This window comes from Micromonospora sp. NPDC048842, from assembly GCF_040649935.1.
Classification (GTDB): domain Bacteria; phylum Actinomycetota; class Actinomycetes; order Mycobacteriales; family Micromonosporaceae; genus Micromonospora; species Micromonospora hortensis.
Window position 1 is genome coordinate 42,914 of sequence record NZ_JBEZGK010000005.1, and the last position, 20,654, is coordinate 63,567.

General features: G+C 68.8%; 16 protein-coding genes. 13 read left to right on the plus strand and 3 right to left on the minus strand.

From position 1 onward, the window contains the following. Positions 1–16: 16 nt before the first annotated feature. A complete protein-coding gene (locus AB0C19_RS09100) occupies positions 17–1,255 on the minus strand; it encodes an extracellular solute-binding protein (protein ID WP_357181776.1) in 1,239 nt (412 codons plus the stop codon). A 299-nt stretch (positions 1,256–1,554) separates the two neighbouring features. Between AB0C19_RS09100 and AB0C19_RS09105 the strand changes: the two genes are divergently transcribed. Then, complete coding sequence (locus AB0C19_RS09105; RefSeq protein ID WP_357181779.1) at positions 1,555–3,390, plus strand: RICIN domain-containing protein; 1,836 nt, start codon at positions 1,555–1,557, stop codon at positions 3,388–3,390. 185 nt (positions 3,391–3,575) lie between these two features. Beyond that, complete coding sequence (locus AB0C19_RS09110; protein WP_357181782.1) at positions 3,576–5,144, plus strand: arabinofuranosidase catalytic domain-containing protein; 1,569 nt, start codon at positions 3,576–3,578, stop codon at positions 5,142–5,144. 79 nt (positions 5,145–5,223) lie between these two features. Here AB0C19_RS09110 and AB0C19_RS09115 read toward each other — a convergent pair whose 3' ends face one another. After that, complete coding sequence (locus AB0C19_RS09115; protein ID WP_357181785.1) at positions 5,224–6,558, minus strand: PHB depolymerase family esterase; 1,335 nt, start codon at positions 6,556–6,558, stop codon at positions 5,224–5,226. 249 nt (positions 6,559–6,807) lie between these two features. Here AB0C19_RS09115 and AB0C19_RS09120 point away from each other — a divergent pair, with 249 nt between their 5' ends. The 3 genes from AB0C19_RS09120 (at position 6,808) to AB0C19_RS09130 (ending at position 11,549) form a co-directional block, all read left to right on the plus strand. Next, positions 6,808–7,815: a PaaX family transcriptional regulator C-terminal domain-containing protein gene (locus AB0C19_RS09120; protein WP_357181788.1), complete on the plus strand. Its 1,008-nt coding sequence runs from the start codon at positions 6,808–6,810 to the stop codon at positions 7,813–7,815. Between the two features lie 457 nt (positions 7,816–8,272). Beyond that, complete coding sequence (locus AB0C19_RS09125) at positions 8,273–9,730, plus strand: endo-1,4-beta-xylanase (protein ID WP_357182392.1); 1,458 nt, start codon at positions 8,273–8,275, stop codon at positions 9,728–9,730. A 433-nt stretch (positions 9,731–10,163) separates the two neighbouring features. Next, entirely contained in the window at positions 10,164–11,549 is a 1,386-nt protein-coding gene (locus AB0C19_RS09130; protein WP_357181791.1) for an RICIN domain-containing protein, read from the plus strand. A 72-nt stretch (positions 11,550–11,621) separates the two neighbouring features. Here AB0C19_RS09130 and AB0C19_RS09135 read toward each other — a convergent pair whose 3' ends face one another. Continuing rightward, a complete protein-coding gene (locus AB0C19_RS09135; protein ID WP_210781643.1) occupies positions 11,622–12,392 on the minus strand; it encodes a FadR/GntR family transcriptional regulator in 771 nt (256 codons plus the stop codon). Between the two features lie 147 nt (positions 12,393–12,539). On the opposite strand from AB0C19_RS09135, the gene AB0C19_RS09140 reads away from it, so the two are divergent. From AB0C19_RS09140 to AB0C19_RS09175, 8 genes are all read left to right on the plus strand, one after another. Next, entirely contained in the window at positions 12,540–13,802 is a 1,263-nt protein-coding gene (locus tag AB0C19_RS09140) for an extracellular solute-binding protein (RefSeq protein ID WP_357181795.1), read from the plus strand. A 10-nt stretch (positions 13,803–13,812) separates the two neighbouring features. Next, positions 13,813–14,787, plus strand: a complete 975-nt coding sequence (locus AB0C19_RS09145) for a sugar ABC transporter permease (protein ID WP_238686464.1) — start codon at positions 13,813–13,815, stop codon at positions 14,785–14,787. After that, complete coding sequence (locus tag AB0C19_RS09150) at positions 14,787–15,614, plus strand: carbohydrate ABC transporter permease (protein ID WP_238682275.1); 828 nt, start codon at positions 14,787–14,789, stop codon at positions 15,612–15,614. The genes AB0C19_RS09145 and AB0C19_RS09150 overlap by 1 nt, the downstream gene beginning before the upstream one ends. Position 15,615: 1 nt before the next feature. Continuing rightward, the gene (locus tag AB0C19_RS09155; protein ID WP_357181798.1) at positions 15,616–16,839 is read left to right on the plus strand and encodes a mandelate racemase/muconate lactonizing enzyme family protein; all 1,224 of its coding nucleotides are present in this window, start codon (positions 15,616–15,618) and stop codon (positions 16,837–16,839) included. 106 nt (positions 16,840–16,945) lie between these two features. Continuing rightward, positions 16,946–17,971, plus strand: a complete 1,026-nt coding sequence (locus AB0C19_RS09160; RefSeq protein ID WP_357181800.1) for an alcohol dehydrogenase catalytic domain-containing protein — start codon at positions 16,946–16,948, stop codon at positions 17,969–17,971. Beyond that, on the plus strand, positions 17,968–18,729 hold the full coding sequence (gene kduD / locus AB0C19_RS09165) for a 2-dehydro-3-deoxy-D-gluconate 5-dehydrogenase KduD (RefSeq protein WP_357181803.1): 762 nt from the start codon (positions 17,968–17,970) through the stop codon (positions 18,727–18,729). Before AB0C19_RS09160 ends, kduD begins: the two co-directional genes overlap by 4 nt. Continuing rightward, positions 18,726–19,604: an amidohydrolase family protein gene (locus tag AB0C19_RS09170; protein WP_357181806.1), complete on the plus strand. Its 879-nt coding sequence runs from the start codon at positions 18,726–18,728 to the stop codon at positions 19,602–19,604. Before kduD ends, AB0C19_RS09170 begins: the two co-directional genes overlap by 4 nt. Then, positions 19,601–20,593 carry an aldo/keto reductase gene (locus tag AB0C19_RS09175; RefSeq protein ID WP_357181809.1) on the plus strand — a complete coding sequence of 331 codons (993 nt, stop codon included), beginning with the start codon at positions 19,601–19,603 and terminating at the stop codon, positions 20,591–20,593. Before AB0C19_RS09170 ends, AB0C19_RS09175 begins: the two co-directional genes overlap by 4 nt. Positions 20,594–20,654 lie beyond the last annotated feature (61 nt).

Below are 20,654 nucleotides of genomic sequence, written 5' to 3' on the forward strand. Positions count from 1 at the left end.
TGTCGCTTCGGATCGCTTACCTGGTAGTGGCGGCGGTCTGCGCGGCGGCGAGCGCCTCCTGTGGCGACTTCCCGCCGCTGAGTGCCGACTGCACAGCGGTCCACAGCGCCTCGGAGATCTTCGGGTACTTCGTGCCGAGGTCGTCACCGGTGCGGCCCTTGGCTGCCCGGACCGCCTCCACCCAGACCTTGAGCTTGGGGTCCGCGGTGGCCTGCCGATCCTGTACGGCGGCGACGGGCGCGACGTAGGAGAGCGTGGTGTCAGTGGTGAGGAGGTTGTCGGCGTTGGTCAGGCAGGTGACGAGCTTCTGCGACGTCTCGTACCGGCCGGTCTTCTTCTGCACCGGAATGGAGACGAACTCACCGCCGGTGGGCGCCGGGGCCGGGCCGCCCGCGCTGGCCGGGATCGCGACAGTGCCGTACGAGAAGCCGAGCTTCTCCGCGTTGGCCAGTTGCCAGGTGCCGTTCTCGGCGAACGCGTAGTCGCCGGTGGCGAACTCCTGCCAGCTCGTGGTCTGGGTGTTGTTGATGACGGAGTTCGGGGCGTGGCCCTGCTTGAGCCAGTCGGTCCAGAGCGTCAGCGCGGACACCGCCTGCGGCGAGTCGAGACTCGTCAGTTGGGCGCCCGACCCCCAGAACCAGGGCAGGAACTGGAAGCTGCCCTCCTCGGTGCCGATCGCGGAGAAGGTGATGCCCTTCTTGCCCTTGGCCTTGACCTTGGTCAGTGCCGCGGTCAGTGAGGTCCAGTCCTTGACGGCGGCGGGATCGACGCCGGCGGAGGTGAGCACATCCTTGTTGTAGTAGAGGGCGAGGGTGTTCGCCCCGATCGGCACCCCGTAGGTCTTGCCCCCGCTCTGGCCTGCGCCGAGCAGGTTCTTTTCCATGGCCGAGACGTCCAGCTTGTTGTCGTCGGTGGTGGTGAGCGCACCGGCTTCGGCAAGAGTGGAGATGACCGGGTTGTCCACGATCAGCACGTCCGGTGAGTTTCCCTGCTGGGCGGCGAGCAGCGCCTTGTTGGTCAGGTCGGTGGTGTCGTAGCCGGTCCGCTCGACAGTCACCCCGGCGGAGGTGCCGCACTTCTTGAGCAGCGCGACCCACTCGGAGTCGTCGGCGAACTGCGGATACGGGTCCCAGACGAGGTAGGCGCCACCGTCGGCGCCACCGTCGGCTGACGACGAGCAGGCGCTGCCCGTCACGGCGGCGAGAGCTATCACGGCGACGGCGGCCAGGCGCCGCCGACGACTGAGTCCGGTCATGTGGTGCCTCACTTCGCATCGATCGTCAGGTGGGGGTGTGTCGGTGATCGTCGCGGCTCGAAACAGTCCAACCACGCGGCGAATCGATTCGACGAATCGGTTCGCCCGAAGATAGGTCTGGCCATACCCGGGGGTCAAGGGTCAGTTGGTCGATCCGGGAGGTTCGCTGGGCAACACGGGCGTCACCGCGCCGGCACTTCATTGACATGGTTCAGTTCCCGGCCCTACGATCCGTGCGAATCGATTCGCAAGTGCTGCCCTCCGGAGAGCGTCCCCCGCGCCCCACCAAGGAGCCGCCCGTGAAAACCCCGTCCCGCAGCAGGTCAGGACGAGCCCGCGTGTTCGTGGCCCGCCTCGTCGTCGGCCTGCTCGCCGCCGCTGCCGCAGTCACCGTCGTCCCGTCCCCCGCGCAGGCCGCCGACGAGTCGATCAGCGTCAACTTCGCCACCACCAACGGTGCGCCGACCTACCGCGCCTCCGGCTGGATCTACGGCATGACCGAGAACGCCAGCGGTCCGGCCGACCACTTCTACCGGGACGTCAAGTTCCAGTACATGCGCGCCGGCGGCGCGCAGCTCCCGGGCAGTGGCTGGGTCGGCGGCACCTACGACCGCCGCTGGAACTCCACAGTCGCCCAGGCGCGTCGCACCACAGCCCTCGGCGGGAAGTTCATCATCCTGCCGCACGACCTCTGGGGTGCCGACGGCGCCGGAATCTCCCGCTTCCCCGGTGACAACGGCAACTGGACCGACTACGACAACTTCCTGACCCGCCTGATCAACGACGTCCGGGCCTCGGGCCTGTCGGTGCAGTGGGACATCTGGAACGAACCCAACATCACCATCTTCTGGAACAGGCCGATCTCCCAGTACCTCGAACTGTGGCGGCGGACCTACCAGCGCATCCGGGCGGAGTTCCCCAGCCAGCTCATCGTCGGGCCGAGCTGCGCCTGCGTACCGTCGACCAACCACGCCTTCTGGAACCAGTACCTGGACTTCGTCCGCTCGACGAACACGGTGCCGGACATCATCAGCTGGCACTCGCTGCCCGGCGACCCGGTCGCGAACGTCGCCGCCGCCAACGCCACCCTCGACCCGCGTGGCATCGCCCACCCGCGTCCGTACCAGATCAACGAGTACGGCGCGCCCGACGAGCAGAACCCGGCCGACGGCGCCTGGTACATCGCACGGCTGGAGCGGGCCCGGGCCGACGGCCTGCGGGCGAACTGGGCCAGCGGCGGCAGCCTGCACAACGACCTCGGCAACCTGTTGATCCGTAACTCGGCCGGCCAGCACCAGCCCAAGGGGGAGTGGTGGAACTACCGCTACTACGCCTCCCAGGTCGGGGAGATCGTCGCGGTGACCCCCAGCCAGTCGTACGACGCGTACGCCACGAAGGCCGCCGGGGTGGCGAAGGTGCTCATCGGCGGTGGTCGTACCACCGGGAACCTGACAGTCAACCTGCAACGCCTGGACACCACGAGCGGCATCGTCCAGAACAACCAGGTCCGGGTCCTCACCCAACGCATCCCGCACAACGGTGGCGGCGCGGTGGCGGGGCCGGTCACGGTCTCGAACAGCGTGGTCGGGGTGTCGAACAACAACGCCACTGTGACGGTGCCGTACACCAACCAGACCGACACGTACACCGTCACGCTGCTGCCTCCCTCGGACGGTGGCTTCCAGTCGGTGGCGGTGGCCCAGCACTCCCAGCAGTGCCTGAACAACGCCGGCCTGAGCACCGCCGACGGCAACGTCCAACAGCAGAACTACTGCGACGGTGGTGACCAGCAGCTCTGGAACTTCCGCCCGGTAACCGGAGTGGCGAACACCTTCACGGTGGTCAACCAGCAGAGCGGCAAGTGCCTCGACGTCAGCGGCGTCTCCACCGCCGACGGTGCGGCGGTGCACCAGTGGACCTGCCTGAACAGCCTCAACCAGCAGTTCACGCTGCGAAAGGTGACCTACTCGGGCAACGACTCGCACGACTACCAACTCGTCGCCCGGCACAGTGGCAAGTGCGTCGATGTCAACGCGGTCTCCACGGCGGCCGGCGCGCTGGTCCACCAGTGGACCTGCAGGGCGGTCAATCAGGGCAGCCCGTTGAACCAGACGTGGCGGCTCCTGGGGCGGTAGGCGTCCCGGGGGAGGTGGTGTGCTGGCCGTCCGCCCAATGGCCAGCACACCACCTCGCCACCGCATTCATTGACATAAATTAATTAAAGGTCATACGATTCGCTGCGAATCGATTCGCCATCGCCATCACCCCCGTGGCGCGTCGACACCCCCACCGCGCTTCCACGACTCCGAGGAGCCACCTCGTGCGAACCCCGTCCCCCACCGGGCCAGGAACAGCCCGTGATCTCGTCCCGAGACGTCATCGCACCCGACGTCTGGCCGCCCTGGCGGCCGCGCTGGTCGGAGTGCTCGTCGGCGTCGGCGCCCTACAAGGCGCATCACTTTCCGCCGCCGCGGCACCCGTCTCGGCTGCCGCCATCGTCGTCGGTCAGAGCACCCCGATCGTCGGTACGCCGTCCGGCCGCTGCCTCGAAGTGCCCAACTCCAGCACCACGAACGGCACCCAGACGCAACTCTGGGACTGCAACGGCAGCGCCGGCCAGAGCTGGACCTGGACGTCCACCAAGCAAATCCAGGCGTACGGCAACAAGTGTCTGGACGCCTCCGGCCGCGGCACCGCCAACGGCACCCAGGTGATCATCTGGGACTGCAACGGCCAGAACAACCAACAGTGGAACGTCAACAGCAACGGCACCATCACCGGCGTGCAGTCCGGGCTGTGCCTCGACGCCAACGCCGCCGCCACCGCGAACGGCACCAAAATCATCCTCTGGGCCTGCAACGGCGGCGCGAACCAGCAGTGGGCCTCGCCGACCACCACCCCGCCGCCGACCAACCCGCCGACCGGCGCGCGTCCGTGCGACATCTACGCCTCCGGCGGCACCCCGTGCATCGCGGCGCACAGCACCACGCGGGCGCTCTACGAGGCGTACGCCGGAAACCTCTACCAGGTCCGACGCTCGTCGGACAACACGACCCGCAACATCGGGCTGACGGGCACCGGCGGCACCGCCAACGCGGCGACGCAGGACTCGTTCTGCTCTGGCACGTCCTGCGTGATCACTGTCGTCTTCGACCAGTCCGGGCGCGGCAACGACCTCTGGTACCAGGGTTCGAGCGTCGTTCCGGGCTCCCCGCAGAGCAAGCCGGCGATCGCAACCTCGGAGTCGCTGACAGTGGGCGGCGCGAAGGCGTACTCGCTCTACATCAATCCCGGTAACAGCTACTGGCGCGACGGGCACCTCACCGGCGTGCCGACCGGCGCGGCACCCGAGGGCATGTACATGGTCACCAGCGGGACCCACGTCAACAGCGGCTGCTGCTTCGACTACGGCAACAGCGAGACGACCAGGAAGGCCGACGCCGCCGGCGCGATGGACGCCATCAACTTCGGCAAGCAGTGCTGGTTCGGCGGCTGCTCCGGCAGCGGGCCCTGGGTGCAGGCCGACCTCGAGTGGGGTCTCTTCCCGGGCGGCAGCAGCTCCTGGAACCCGAACCAGCGCGCGTTCACCAGCAAGTTCGTCACCGCGACGCTGAAGAACAACGGCACGACCCGGTTCGCCATCAAGGGCAGCGACGCGCAGGCTGGCAGCCTCTACACGCTGTACGACGGCTCGCTCCCGCCGGGCTACAGCCCGATGAAGAAGCAGGGCGCCATCATCCTGGGCAGCGGCGGCGACTGCTGCAAGCCCGACGGCGGCGCGAACCTAAGCGCCGGCACCTTCTACGAGGGAGCGATGGTCGCGGGCTATCCGTCCGACGCGACCGAGAGCGCCGTGCAGGCCAGCGTGGTGACCGCCGGTTACCGCTGATCCTGGCGACGCCGTACGAGTCGTGCGCCGGTCACCACCAGGTGGTGACCGGCGCACGCGCGTGGACGTCGACAGGGTCTCAGACGACGGTGCAGGACGCGCCGTTGAGAGTGAACGAGGACGGTCGGGCGTTGTCACCGGTGTGGGTGGCCTGGAAGCCGAAGCTCACCGAGCCGTTGGCGGGGATGCCGCCGTTGTAGGCGACGTTGCGGGCCGTCACCTGCCCCGAACTGGGCGAGTAGGTGGCGTTCCAGCCCGAGGTGATGGTCTGCCCACCCGGCAGGGTGAAGACCACTGACCAGCCGTTGACGGCGCTGGTGCCGGTGTTCGTGACCGTGATGTTCTCGGTCAAACCGCTGTTCCAGGCGTTGACGGCGACTGTCACCCGGCAGGCGCCGGAAGCCGGCGGCGGGGTGGTCGGCGGTGGCGTGGTGGGGGGCGGCGTGGTCGGGGGCGGCGTGGTCGGGGGCGGCGTCGTGGGGTCGGTCAGTCCGAAGAACGCGATGGCGGACGCGGCCATGCCGCCGGAGGGCAGGCTGTGTCCGGCCCCCTGGATGCTGTACGCCTCGACCTGGACGGTGCCACCGCTGTCGGCGTACCGACGCCGGTTCCAGTTGGCCTGGGGCGTGTCGGTGGAGGTGGGTGTCTGGCTCAGCCCGAACACGTTGGTCCACTGCTCGATCGCCTCCTGCAACAGCGAGTACGGCACGAGCGTGTCGTTGGTGCCGTGCCACAGCTGCACGCGCGGGCGGGGCCCTGAGTAACCGGGGTACGCCTGCCGGACCGCGTCGCCCCACTGCTGCGGGGTCCTGTTCATGTTTCCGCCGGTGCACTGGCTGCTGGTGGGCGGAAAGTCCGCCGCGTTGGCGAAGCAGTTGAAGGGCACGCCCATGAACGCGGCGCCGGCCTTGAACAGGTCGGGGTGGAGGGCGAGCATGTGGTTGGTCATCATGCCGCCGGACGAGCTGCCGGTGGCGTAGACCCGCTCCGGGTCGGCCGCGTACTGCTGCTGCACGTACCGGACCATCGAGACGATCGACACCGGGTCGCTGCCGCCGCCACGACGCTTGGCGGCTTCCGACCAGACGTCGAAGCAGTTGCCGAACCCGGCCTGCTGGGTGGCGGACGGGTAGATCACGATGTACCCGTAGCGGTCCGCGAGGCTGGCGAACTCGCTCCCGGAGTAGAAGCCGGGGCCGGACCCGCCGCAGCCGTGCATGGCCACCACGACCGCCGGCCGGGCCGGGCGGTTGTCCGGCACGTAGACGTGCATGCGCATCCGGCCCGGGTTGTCACCGAAGCTGGTCACCTCGGTCAGTGACGCCGCATACGCGGGCCCGACGGTGGGGGCCACCAGGCCGGCCGCCACCAGTGCCGCGGCCAGGGCGAGTAGCAGTTTCCTTCTGATTCTCAACGGACGACTCCTTCGATTGCCTGTGCAGGCTGGATTGGCCGTGCGACCCGGTCGCGGTGTGCCCGACTCCCGCGGTGATCGCACGATGCCCGCTACCTGTGGCTCGCCCAGCCCGGCTTCGGATGGCGTCGCGTGGCAGTTAGTGTTCCCGCCGAGCCAGGAAGTGTCAATCGAAAGCCTTCGATTTACGGGGAGTGGTGGCCGTCCGTCTACAGTCGTCGTGCCGTCCCCGAGCAGCGCGGAGCGCCTGTGGCAAGTCCTTTCGACATTGACGACATCTATCCGGACGACGGAGACCAGCCACTGCGGCTGCCCCGCCGGCAGGTCGGTAGCTCGCCCCAAGGCGTCGCGGTGACCCTGCTGGCGGACTACACGCTGCGGACCCGGGTCGCCCTGCCGTCCGCGGCCATCGTCGCGCTGCTCGGGGAGACCGGCGTGACGACGGCCGGAGCGCGGACCGCGATCAGTCGGTTGGCCCGCCGTGGTGTGTTGGAGGGCAGTCGACTGGGGCGGCGCAGCTCCTACCGGCTCAGCCGCGCCGCCGCCGCCAACCTTTCCGCCGGCGGGCAGTGGATTCTCGCCGCCAGCACCTCGACGGCGCTGTGGGACGGGTGTTGGACGATCGTCGCCTTCTCGCTGCCGCAGGATCACAGTACGCAGCGCCGAGCCCTGCGGGCGCAACTCCGGTGGCTCGGCTACGCGCCGCTGTACGACGGTCTCTGGATCTCGCCGCAGGAGCTGACTCCCGCGGCTCGGGCCGAGCTCGACCGGCTCACCCTCGGCGCCGTGACGGTGTTTCGCGGGCGGCAGAGCGCGCTCGCCTCGGCCACTCACCGTGCGCCGATCGAGGCTTGGGACATCGAGGCGATCGGTCGCAGCTACGACGCGTTCCTCCGGCGCTGGACGCCGCTGTTGTCCGGGGTGCTGTCCGGGCAGATCGACGGCGCCGCCGCGGTGCGGGCCCGTACCGAGGTGATGGACACCTTCCGGCGTTTTCCCGTCCTCGATCCGCAGTTGCCAGTGGAGCTGCTTCCACGGGACTGGCTCAGGCGTCCGGCGCGGGAGTTGTTCGCGGCCGTTTACGACGGCCTGGCCACACCCGCCGAGCGACACGTCCGAGCGGTCGTCGAGCGCTTCGCCGACGCCGCGCAGCCCGGCATCGCCGCCCACACCACAGCCGACCTGGTCGCCGGAGTGCGCGCCGACGTGGATCCGGCGCAGCCGTCTCCGAGTGGCTCCGACACCGGGTGCTCGTGAACGGTCAGGAGTCGCGGCCACGACTGTGAGCGATAACAGGGTTGCCCTCCGGCGTGGCCCGAGCGGTGCGGTGGTACGACTCTTCCGCTGGTCGCGCGGCGGCTGAGCACTGTTGCACTGGGCGTTTGGTGCCGGGCGAAACGCGGCGTTCCGGGAGATCGGCGTGAACGGCCCGTTACGTCTTGACGAACGGCATGTTATCGCTCACTCTCGATATAGAGGACGATCGTTCCCGTGGCTCACCGGGCGAGCCGCACGGGTCGTACCTCGGATCACGACGTCCGCAAGGGCATGCGGCCGTCACCTCGGGACCGGCGGTCGCCGGCGACAGCCCTCTCGGACCAACCGCGCGTGCTGATGCCGGGTGGCCAGGAAGACCGTTCCGATCGGTCGCCCCGAGTGAAGTGGCACATCACCACCACCGATGCAACCACTGAAAAGGAACGCCATGAAACCCATGAGAACGATGCTGGCGGCGGCGACCATCGCCGTCGCCCTCACCACCGGTATGACGGTGGCGCTGACTCCCGCATCCGGTGCCGGCACGACCTTGAAGGCGGCCGCCGCCGAGAAGGGCCGCTACTTCGGCGCCGCCGTCGCGACCGGCAAGCTCTCCACCAGCGCCTACACGACGATCTTGAACCGTGAGTTCAACAGTGTCGTGGCCGAGAACGAGATGAAGTGGGACGCCACCGAGCCGCAGCAGGGCCAGTTCCGGTACACCGGTGGTGACCGTCTGGTCAGTCACGCGCAGGCCAATGGCATGAGTGTGCGAGGCCATGCGTTGTTGTGGCACCAACAGGAGCCGGGCTGGGCGCAAAGCATGTCGGGCAGCGCGTTGCGCAGCGCGATGATCAACCACGTCACCCAGGTCGCCTCGTACTACCGGGGAAAGATCCACTCGTGGGATGTGGTGAACGAGGCGTTCGCCGACGGTGGTAGCGGCGGGCGTCGGGATTCGAATCTGCAGCGCACCGGTAATGACTGGATCGAGGCGGCGTTCCGGGCGGCGCGGGCGGCGGATCCGGGTGCGAAGTTGTGTTACAACGACTACAACACCGACGGGATCAACGCGAAGTCGACGGGCATCTACAACATGGTGCGGGACTTCAAGTCCCGTGGCGTGCCGATCGACTGCGTGGGCTTCCAGTCGCACCTGGGCACCTCGCTGGCCGGTGACTACCAGGCCAACCTGCAGCGGTTCGCCGATCTCGGTGTTGATGTGCAGATCACCGAGCTGGACGTGATGACCGGTGGCAACCAGGCCAACATCTTCGGCGCCGTCACCCGCGCCTGCCTGGCCGTCTCGCGCTGCACCGGCATCACCACCTGGGGCGTACGGGACTGCGACTCGTGGCGCGGCTCGGACAACGCACTGCTGTTCGACTGCAACGGCAACAAGAAGGCCGCGTACACCGCCGTCCTGGACGCCCTCAACGGCGGCTCGACCCCGCCCACCACGCCCCCGCCGGGCTCCGGGGTGGACACCAGTGCCTGGTACGTGTTGCTGAACCGGAACAGCGGCAAGGCGATGGACGTCTACGCCTCGGCCACCAACGACGGGGCGCGGATCAGCCAGTGGACGCGCAACAACGGCGTCAACCAGCAGTGGCAGTTCGTCGACTCGGGGAGTGGCTACTACCGGCTGAAGGCGCGCAACTCCAGCAAGGTGCTCGACGTCAGCGGCTTCTCCACCGCCGACGGCGGCGCGATCGTGCAGTGGGCCGACCTCAACGGCACGAACCAGCAATTCCGACTCGCGAACTCGGCCGACGGCTACGTACGCCTGATCAACCGCAACAGCAACAAGGCCGTCGAGGTGCAGGGCGCGTCCACCGCCGACGGTGGAAACGTCGTCCAGTACGCCGACTGGGGCGGCAACAACCAGCAGTGGCAACTGGTCCGAATCGGCTGACGATCGCCGTCATCGACTGGGGGAGTGGGGAGTTGCCGGCCGTACGGGATCCGGCCGGCGCCCGCCCAGGCGAGGTGTGACGAGTGGCGGCCCGCCCCGGACGGGGCGGGCCGCCGTGACCGGCAGGTTGCCACTGTCGGACATCTCCTCGGATCGACACCAATCATTTGACGTATGACGTCTTACCCGCTAATTTTCACCCCGCGGGCCACCCGGTCACCGGGAGCCACGACGTCGCACCGCGGGGGTTCGGCGCGGCTTGTCACGAAGCCCGGATCGTGGCATCGCCATCGCCATCGACGTGCGCCGTTGGCCGCTAGCTGCCCGCACAACACCCCAGACGTGCTGACGCCACCACCACGACGCCGGCACGCACGCCAGGGCACGCGCGGGCGCTCCCGCTCGTGGGTGACCCCGATCGAAGGAGTGGACCATGAAAGCCCTCGGTGAGGCTCGTCCCGCCTCTCGACAAAGATCTCGCTGGCGGTCAGGGTTGGCCGCGGCGGCGGCCGCGGTCATGGCAGCCAGCACACTCGTCGCGGTCAACGCGGCGCCCGCGGCGGCAGCGACTGTCGACACCAACGCCTCCTATGTGCTGGTGAATCGCAACAGTGGTAAGGCGTTGGATCTGTATGCCTCGGCTACGAACGATGGGGCGCGGATCAGTCAGTGGACGCGTAACAACGGGGTCAATCAGCAGTGGCAGTTCGTGGATTCCGGGGGTGGTTACTACCGGATCAAGTCGCGGCATTCGGGCAAGGTGCTCGACGTCAGTGGGTTCTCGACCGCTGACGGTGGGGCGATCGTGCAGTGGGCTGATCTGAACGGGACGAATCAGCAGTTCCGGTTGGCTGACTCTGACGGTGGTTATGTTCGGTTGATCAACCGCAACAGCAACAAGGCGGTGGAGGTGCAGGGCGCGTCCACGGCTGACGGTGGGAACGTGGTGCAGTACGCCGACTGGGGTGGCACCAACCAGCAGTGGCAACTCGTCCAGGTGGGCGGCAGTAACCCGCCGCCGTCGGGTGGTAGCGGGTGCGGCAAGGCGCCGACGCTGGCCAGCGGCACGCACACGATCCAGAGCAACGGCAAGAGCCGGACCTTCATCCTGAGGGTGCCCGCCAACTACAACAACAGCAACCCCTACCGGCTGATCTTCGCCTTCCACTGGCGGGGCGGCACCATGCAGGAGATCTCCTCCGGCGGCACCAGCGGGACCCCGTGGTCCTACTACGGGCAGCAGGAGCAGTCGAACAACAGCGCGATCCTGGTGGCGCCCCAGGGATTCGGCAACGGCTGGGGCAACTCCGGCGGTGAGGACATCGTCTTCGTCGACGACATGATCAGCCGGATCGAGAGCAGCCTCTGCGTCAACCCGAGGCAGCGGTTCGCGCTCGGCTTCAGCTGGGGTGGCGGCATGAGCTACGCCGTCGCCTGTGCGCGGGCCAACGTCTTCCGCGCCGTCGCCGTCATCTCCGGTGGGCAGATCAGCGGCTGCAGTGGCGGTACGCAGCCCATCGCGTACTTCGGGCTGCACGGCATCTCGGACAATGTCCTGGGCATCTCGGGTGGCCGGGCGTTGCGCGACACGTTCGTCCGGAACAACGGCTGCACCGCGCAGAGCCCGCGCGAGCCGGCGGCCGGCAGCCGCACGCACGTCACGACCACGTACTCGGGTTGCCGGTCCGGTTACCCGGTGCAGTGGGCCGCGTACGACAACGGCCACATGCCCGGCCCGGTGGACGGCACCTACGCCGAGAGCGGCATCACCACCTGGACCAAGGGTGAGATCTGGAGGTTCTTCGCCCAGTTCTCGTGACTCTTGTCGGCCACAGCTGGCGGCGCCTGCTCCCGTACCTCGGGGGCGGGCGCCGTCCGTTGCCCGCGATGATCAGCGTTCGAGGCGGACCGGGCTCCCCGAGCCACTGCGACGGACCAACCAGGCCTCGGTGATGTGGGTGAACATCGCCTCGGCGGCGCCGTTGGGGTCGTGGGCCGCGATGCGTTCGTAGATGCGTCGGTGGCCCTGATTGGACGCCACGCACAACGCCCGTTCGGTCCGGCCCATGTACCGGGCGGTGTTGATGACCTGGCTCTCCAGCGCGCGTACGACGCCGCGGGCGATCCGGTTCCCGGATGCCTGCATGATCGTGTCGTGGAAGGCCCGGTCGTGGTCGTGGTAGGTCACGTGGTCGTCGACGAGTTCGTCCATCCGGTCCACCATGGCCCGCAGTCGATCGACTGTCCCGCTGTCGGCGAGGCGGGCGGCGACGTTCGCCATGTCGGATTCCAGCACCCGCCGGGTGACGACCAGGTCGTCGAGTATGGCGAGGCTGTCGTCCACGGCGATGGTGGCCGCGAGGACGAGCTCGTCGAGCATGTCCCAGTGTGACGGTGGGGTGACCATGGTGCCGGCGCCCTGACGGACCTGCACCAGCCCCTTCTCCTGAAGGATCTTCACTGCTTCCCGGACGACGGTCCGGCTCACGCCGAAGGTCTCGCAGAGGATCGGTTCGGGAGGCAGGGACGACCCGGACGGGTGTACGCCGCGGACGATGCGCTCCACCAGCTCGGCGGTGACCGCCCTGGCGAGGTTGGTCGGCCGACGCACCCACGCCGGGGTAGCCGGGCTGTTCAGGGCTGTCTCCTGCGGTGGCGTCATGTCCCCCTCCGAATGGCTCGCCGTGGCACGACGTCTGGGTCAGTGTACGGCCGACTGTTGACGTCACACGTCATACGAGTTACCTTCCGGTCAACATTTGGCTCGCGGGACACCCGCCGGCCACCCCCCATATAGAGGTGACAATCGATGAGACAGCGCGCAATATGGTCGGCCGTCCTCGTTGTGGGCCTGGCCCTGGCCGGTTGTGGAAGTGCTAGCGATTCGGGCAAGTCAACCAGCTCGGACGGCAAGTTGGTCGTGTGGGACTGGAAGTCCGGCGAGCCGTTCGCCAAATCCTATCTGGAGAAGGCCAAGGCCGACTTCAAGAAGAAGCACGCCGACGTCGAGGTCGAGTTCGTCGCGCAGCCCTTCGACCAGTACTACACCCTGCTCGGTGCGGCGATCCAGTCCGGCAAGGGCCCGGACGTCATGCTGTTCAACGGTGGTGGCCAGATCCGCGACCGGGTGGACGCGCTGGTGCCCCTCGACGACTACGTGGCCGAGGACAAGCAGCGGTTGGCCGGCTGGGAGGCGTTCGCCAAGGACGGCAAGACCTACGCCTCCCCGGTGACGCTCCAGGGCTACCCCATCTACTACAACAAGGAGATCTACCGGAAGGCGAACCTCGACCCGGCGAGCCCGGCCACCACGTGGGACAAGTTCGTCGCCGACTGCGCCGCCATCGCCAAGGCCGGCGCCAAGTGCTTCGCCCTCGGCAACAAGGAGGGCGTCGGCATCCAGTTCTGGCTCTCCAGCCTGGGCTCGACCACCCTCACCGCCGCGGAGTACGACGCCTGGATCGCCGGCAAGCGCGACTGGAACTCGCCCAACGTCAAGCGGATCTTCCAGACCTGGAAGGAGGCCGGCGACAAGAAGATGAACAGCGACGGGGCCAACTCGACCGCCATGTTCAACGACTCGTTCGCGCTCTTCCAGTCCGGCAAGGCCGCCCACGTCATGGGTCTGATGTCGGACGTGGGGCACTGGCAGGACTTCAACGAGTTCCTCACCCCGGAGAAGCTCGGCGTCATGAAGGCCCCGGTCGTCACCGCCGGCACGACCCCGACCCTCCCGTACGACGGTGGCATCGGCTACGCGGTCGCCAAGTGGACGAAGGACCCGAAGGTGGCGGCCGACCTGGTGCGCGCCCTGAGCTCGGCCGACGCGTTGAAGGCCTTCTACGCCGACGCCGGCGCGATCGCCGCCGACACCACCATCGACGTGTCGCAGGCCGGGCCGGCCGTCGGCACGCTCGTCAGCGAGCTGAAGAGTGGCAAGCCCGCTCTGCACGTGGCGCTCTCCTCGAAGACGCTGGACCTGATGGGGCGCCTCTCTCAGCAGCTGCTCAGCGGGTCGATCACCGTCGACGAGGTGGTGAAGCAGTTGGCCGCTTCCGACCAGGCGGGCTGACCTCGTGCCGATGGGAAACACGCAACCGTCGGTCCGTCCGGCTTCGGCCGGACGGGCCGGCGGGGCGGCGGTCACCCCCGCCGCGCATCGGAGTGGCGCACGACCCCGTCGCACCCGTGGTGGCCTGAGGGCCGAGCGATACGCCCCCTACATCCTGGTCCTCCCGGCCGTCCTGATCATCGTGCTGCTGCGGCTCTACCCGCTGCTCCTCGGCGTCAACTTCTCCTTCACCGGCGACGGTGAGCAGAACGGGACGGCTGTCGGTTTCGGCAACTACCGTGAGCTCTTCGCCGACCCGTTGTTCCAGACCGCGCTGAAGAACGTCGGCCTGCTGGTGCTTCTGCTGCCGGTGGCGGTGGCGATCCCCGGTCTGCTCGCGACGTTCATCTACCTTCGGGTGCCGGGCCACCGCTTCTACCGCAGCGTCTACTTCTTCCCGGCGGTGCTGTCGCCGGTCATCGTCGGTGCGATCTTCAACCTGTTGCTCGCCTTTGACGGCCCACTCAACGCCGTGCTCGGGTCGTTCGGTGTCGGTCCGGTGGACTGGCTCGGTGACCCGGACATCGCGATGTTCATGGTGGTGGGCGTGCATATCTGGGCCACCTTCGGGATGGCCCTGGTGGTGTTTCTCGCCGGCTTCGCCACGCTGGACGCCGCGCTCCTGGACGCCGCCCGGGTGGACGGGGCGACGCTCCGCCAGGTCGTCTGGCACGTGATCATCCCGGCTCTCTCGCGCACCATCCAGTTCGTCTTCGTGACCACGATGATCGGGATGCTGACCTCGATGTTCGGCCTCCTCTACATCATGACCAGTGGCGGGCCGGAAGGGTCGACGTACCTGCCGGAGTTCTACATCTGGAAGCAGCAGGGCCAGATGAACCGTCCGGCTCTCGCGTCGGCAGCCTCGACGATCCTCTTCATGATCATGCTTGTCGTGGGGCTTCTCCAGATCAAGCTGCTCGAACGATCCGGAAAGGAGGACTGATGTCTCGCCTCCGCCTGGGACGGTGGCTGGTCGCCATCCCCATGTCGCTGCTCGCCCTGGCGACGATCTACCCCCTGCTGTTCACCGCCAACGTCGCGATGAAGACCCGGCGTGACTACATCCTCGACCGGTTCGGCCTGACCGACGCCCTGCGCTTCGAGAACATCAGCACGGCGTGGAACAGCGTCGGCATGGGCCGTTACTTCGTCAACTCGCTGTTCGTGGTGACGGTGTCGGTGCTCCTGCTGCTGCTGTTCGGGTCGATGGCCGGCTTCGCCCTGAGCCAACTGCGGTTCCGTGGCTCGTCGGCGTTGTTCCTGGGTTGCCTCGCGGGGCTCTTCATCCCGTTCCAGGTGATCATGGTGCCGCTCGCCCGGATCATGGCGGACACCGCGCTCATCGACACGTACCCGGGCCTGATCCTGGTCTACGTGGCCCAGTTCCTGCCCTTCACGGTCTTTCTCATGACGAGCTACTACAAGGGCATTCCGCCGGAGATCGTCGACGCCGCACGGATCGACGGCAGCACCGTGTACGGCGTGTACCGCCGGATCATGCTGCCGCTGGGCACCCCGGCGCTGCTGTCGGTCGGCATCCTCAATGCCCTGTTCTGCTGGAACGACGTTCTCATGGCGCTGGTGATGATGCCCTCGGCCGATCACCGGACGCTCATGATCGGGGTGACCTCGCTGCGCGGGCAGTACTCCGACAACATCCCCACCTTCGCCTCAGGGGTGCTGATCGCCGCGATACCCGTCCTGTTGGTCTACCTGTTCCTCCAGCGCCAAATTGCCGACGGCGTGGCCGCCGGTTCCACGAAGGGTTGACATGCGGATCACGGGATATCGGACGCTCTCCACGGTCCAGGAATGGGGCCGACCAGTCGGCGACGCCAACGGTGTGTTCGCCGACGGGGTGGTCCCGGTCTCGATCGTCATCGTCGACACCGACGAGGGCATCTCGGGAGTCGGCCTCGGGCCGCACGTCGAGATCGAGCGGATCTTCCCAGCCATCGAGGGTGAAGACCCCCGGGCCGTGACGTCCCTGTACGACCGCATGTTGCGGCACACCTTCAAGGCTGGCCACGCGGGGCCGGTGTTCGGCACCATCGGCGCTCTGGACACCGCGCTGTGGGACATCAAGGCGCAGGCCGCAGGCGAGCCGCTGTGGCGGCTGCTGGGCGGACGGGACCGGCGGGTCACCGCCTACGCGTCCGGGCTGGACATCGGGCTCACCGACGACGAACTCGTCGCGGAGTACGAGGTCTACGCCAGCCACGGCCTGCGAGCTGCCAAGCTCAAGGGCGGCCTCGACATCGAGCGGGATCGGCACCGCCTGAGCCTGGTCAAGGAGGTCCTGACCGAGGCCGGGCACGGTCGACGGCCGGGCCTGATGCTCGACGTCAACGAGGCGTGGACCCGCAAGCAGGCGGTCCGGCATGTCTGCGAACTGGAACGCACCCTGGATCTGATCTGGATCGAGGAGCCGGTCCGGCGCTGGGACGCCGAGGGTCTCGCAGCGGTCAGCCGAGGCGTGTCCGCGTCGGTCGCCACCGGTGAGAACCTCACCGGGCTCGAACAGTACCGTCCGCTGATCGCCGCCGGCGCGGTCGACATCGTCCAGATGGCGGCTGTCTGGGGGGTCACCCACTTCCTGCGGGCGTCCGCACTGGCCCACGCCCACGATCTGCCGGTCAGCCCGATCGGCAACAGCCCGGTCGGGCTGCTGCACGCCGCGACCTCGGTGCCGAACCACCTGACCAGCGAGTTGCAGGACCTGCACTCACCCGTTGGTGTCTCCATCGACCTGCACGTCGAGGATGGCGCCTTCATCCTCGGCAACTCACCCGGGCTCGGGGTCCGGGTGGACGAGGAGCGGATCCGGGCGGTCAACCGCCGTCCGCAGGCGCAGACGGCCGACAGCCCGAACGTCCGGCCGGAGCGGGCCGGACGACGGCTGCTGGCCGGGGTCGACGGGGTGATCCCCACCCGCCAGGTGCCTGTCGTGTCGCTGAACTCCCACAACGAGGTGTCGCCGACCGTTCGGCACTGAGCTGACAACCAGAACAGGTAAGGCGTGGGTGCATCGCGACGGCGGTGCACCCACGACCATGCCCGGTCGGCACGACCGACGTACCGACCGTCGAGACGGAGGAACGATGAAGGCAGTCGTCTACCGGGGAGCGCGACACCTCGGAATCGAGAACCGCGACCCGGAGCCACCAGGCCCCGGCCAGGTACGGATCGAGGTGGCGTACACCGGCATCTGCGGTACGGATCTGCACATCTACCACGGCGACATGGACGCCCGGGTTGGTGACTCCGCGATCATCGGGCACGAGATGTCCGGGCGGATCGCGGCCATCGGCGAGGGCGTGACCGGCTGGAACATCGGTCAGGCCGTCACCGTGATGCCGACCCGGCCCTGCGGGCGCTGCGCCGCCTGCCAGCGGGGCAACTCCCACGTCTGCCACGCGATGAACTTCCTGGGCATCGACTCACCGGGTGCCATGCAGTCCTCCTGGACCGTTCCGGTGGAGCTGGTTCTGCCGCTTCCGGAGGAGTTGCCCCTCGACCACGCGGCGCTCGTCGAGCCGGTGGCGGTCGCCGTGCACGACGTCCGCCGGGGCAACGTGACCGCCGACGACCAGGTGGTAGTGGTCGGTGGTGGGCCGGTGGGCGTCCTCATCGCCACCGTCGCGCGGGGCCGTGGCGCGCGGGTGCTCCTCGTCGAGCCGGACCCGTTCCGACGCGAGGTGGCGGAGGGCATCGGGATCGAGGCCGTCGACCCGCGAGCGACCGACGTCGTGGCGCTGGTCAACGACCGTACCGATGGCGCGGGCGCCGACATCGCCTTCGAGGTGTCCGGCTCACCGGCCGGTGTCACCACGGCTGTCGATGTCCTCACCACTCGCGGGCGGCTGGTCATGGTGGCGATCCATCCTCAGCCCCGCGAGGTCAACCTGCACCGGTTCTTCTGGCGTGAGCTGGAGCTCCTGGGTGCCCGGCTGTATCAGCGCGACGACATGGTGGAGGCGATCCGGTTGGTAGCCTCGGGTGCCATCCCGGCACGTCAGTTGATCTCCCGGGTCGAGCCGGTCGAGGCGGCCAGCGCGGCCTTCGAGGCGCTGGAGGGTGGCGGCGTGATGAAGGTGCTGCTCGATGTGCGGGAGGTCAACCAGTGACGGCGTTGTTCGACCTGTCCGGCCAGACCGCTGTCGTGACCGGGGCGCGGCGCGGTATCGGCCTCGCCATGGCCGAGGCGCTGGCCCTGGCCGGCGCCGACATCGTGGGCGTCTCCGCCCAGCTCGAAGCGGAGGGCAGCGAGGTCGAACGCCGGGTGCGCGCCACCGGCCGCCGGTTCACAGCGCTGCGGGCGGACCTCGGTGACCGGGCGGCCGTGCACCGGTTGGCCAGCGACATCACCGCTCTCGGGCCGGTCGACATCCTGGTGAACAACGGCGGCACGATCGCCCGGACCCCGGCCGCGGAGCACCCGGACGAGATGTGGGACCACGTGATCGAGGTGAACCTCAGCAGCCAGTTCATCCTCAGCCGGGAGATTGGCCGGACGATGGTCGAGCGCGGCCGAGGGAAGATCATCTTCACAGCGTCGCTGTTGAGTTTCCAGGGCGGGATCACCGTCCCCGGTTACGCCGCGTCGAAGTCGGGTGTGGCCGGCCTCACCAAGGCGCTCGCGAACGAGTGGGCTGCCCACGGGGTGAACGTCAACGCCATCGCGCCCGGCTACATCGCCACCGACAACACCCAGGCGCTGCGCGACGACCCCGACCGCAACCAGGCGATCCTCGGCCGGATCCCGGCCGGACGGTGGGGCCGGGCCGACGATCTCGGCGGCGCAACGGTGTTCCTGGCGTCGACCGCGTCGGACTACGTCAACGGCGTCGTGCTGCCCGTCGACGGCGGCTGGCTGGGCCGATGACTGGCGCACAGGAGCCCGGGCACACCGGGATCGTCGACGCGCACCACCACCTCTGGGTCCGCGCCCGGCACCCGCAGCCGTGGATCGACCCGGTGACCATGGCCGCCATCGACGCCGACTTCGAACCCGCCGATCTCGCGCCGCTGGCCCGGGCGGCCGGGGTCACCGCGACAGTGGTGGTGCAGTCCATCGCCTCCGACACGGAGACGGTCGACCTGCTGGGAGTGGCGGCCGAGGACACAGTCGTCAGTGGGGTCGTCGGCTGGGTGGACCTGACCGCCGCCGACGTCGCGGAGCGCCTCGACGCTCTGCGGGCAGCCCGAGGTGGGGAACGCCTCGTCGGCATCCGCCACCTCGTGCAGTCCGAGAGCGACCCGGCGTACCTGGACCGTCCCGACGTCCGTCGGGGGATCGCGGCGGTGGGTGCCGCCGGCCTCGTCTTCGACCTGTTGGTACGCCAACACCAGCTCCCCATGGCCGCGCGTCTCACGCGCGATCTGCCCGAGGTGGACTTCGTCCTCGACCACCTGGGCAAGCCGGCACTCGGCAGTCCGGAGATGGCCGAGTGGGGCCGGGACCTGCGGTCGTTGGCGGCCTCGCCCAACACCACAGCGAAGCTCTCCGGGCTGGTGACCGAGGTGCCGCTCCCGCACTGGACGCCGGCCGACCTCCGACAGGCCGTCGAGGACGCCCTCGACGCGTTCGGGCCGGACCGATTGATGTTCGGCTCGGACTGGCCGGTCTGTCTGCTCGCCAGTTCGTACCAGCGGTGGGTCGACACCCTGGCGGAGCTGCTGAAGGGCCAGGACGGGGCCGACCAGGCGTCGGTCTGGGGCGGGACGGCACGCCGCGTCTACGGGCTGGGGCCGTCATGATGGCGCGCGCACTGCCGCGCCGCCCGCAGCTACGGCTCACCGAGCTGGGCTTCGGCGCGGCGCAGGCGGGCAACCTGTACCGGACGACGACGGACGAGGAGTTCGCCTCGGCGGTCGACGCCGCGTGGGAGGCGGGCGTCAGGTACTTCGACACCGCGCCGCACTACGGTCTCGGGCTGTCCGAGCGCCGCCTCGGTGCCGCGCTGCGCCAACGGCCGCGCGACGAGTACGTGGTGTCGACGAAGGTCGGGCGACTCCTGGTGCCCTCGCCCCAGGACGCGCACCTGCGGGACTCCGACGGGTTCGACGTGGCAGCGACCCACCGGCGGGTGTGGGACTTCAGCCGCGACGGCGTGCTCCGCTCCATCGAGGCCAGCCTGGAGCGGACCGGGCTGGACCGGATCGACGTCGTCTACCTGCACGACCCGGACGACCACTGGGAGCAGGCCGCGCACGAGGCCGTACCCGCCCTGATCGACCTGCGGGACGAGGGCGTCGTGGGCGCCATCGGCGCCGGCATGAACCAGTCGGCGATGCTGGCGCGGTTCGTCCGGGAGACCGACGTCGACGTGATGATGTGCGCCGGGCGGTACACCCTGCTCGAACAGGGCGCGGCAGCCGACCTGCTGCCGGCCGCCGAGAACCGGGGGGTGGGCGTGGTCATCGCTGGCGTCTACAACTCGGGGCTGCTCTCGCGGGACCGGCCGCCGGCCGACGCCGTCTACAACTACCAGCAGGCCCCGGAGGCGCTGATCGAGCGGGCGCGGCGGATCGCCACTGTCTGCGAGACGTACGGTGTGACCCTGCCGCAGGCGGCCCTCGCCTTCGTCCGCAGGCACCCGGCCGTGGTGTCGACGGTGGTCGGCGTCCGCAACGAGGCGCAGGCGGTCGAGACGGTGCGACGGTCCGGGATCGTCGTACCCGAGGAACTGTGGGACGACCTGGCCGCGGCCGGGCTGCTCGCCGCCCCGCCCGGTCGGCCTGCCTGACCGACGACGACGTCCCGGCCGGGACCGGTTCCGTTACTCGGACACCGGTCCCGACCGGGAC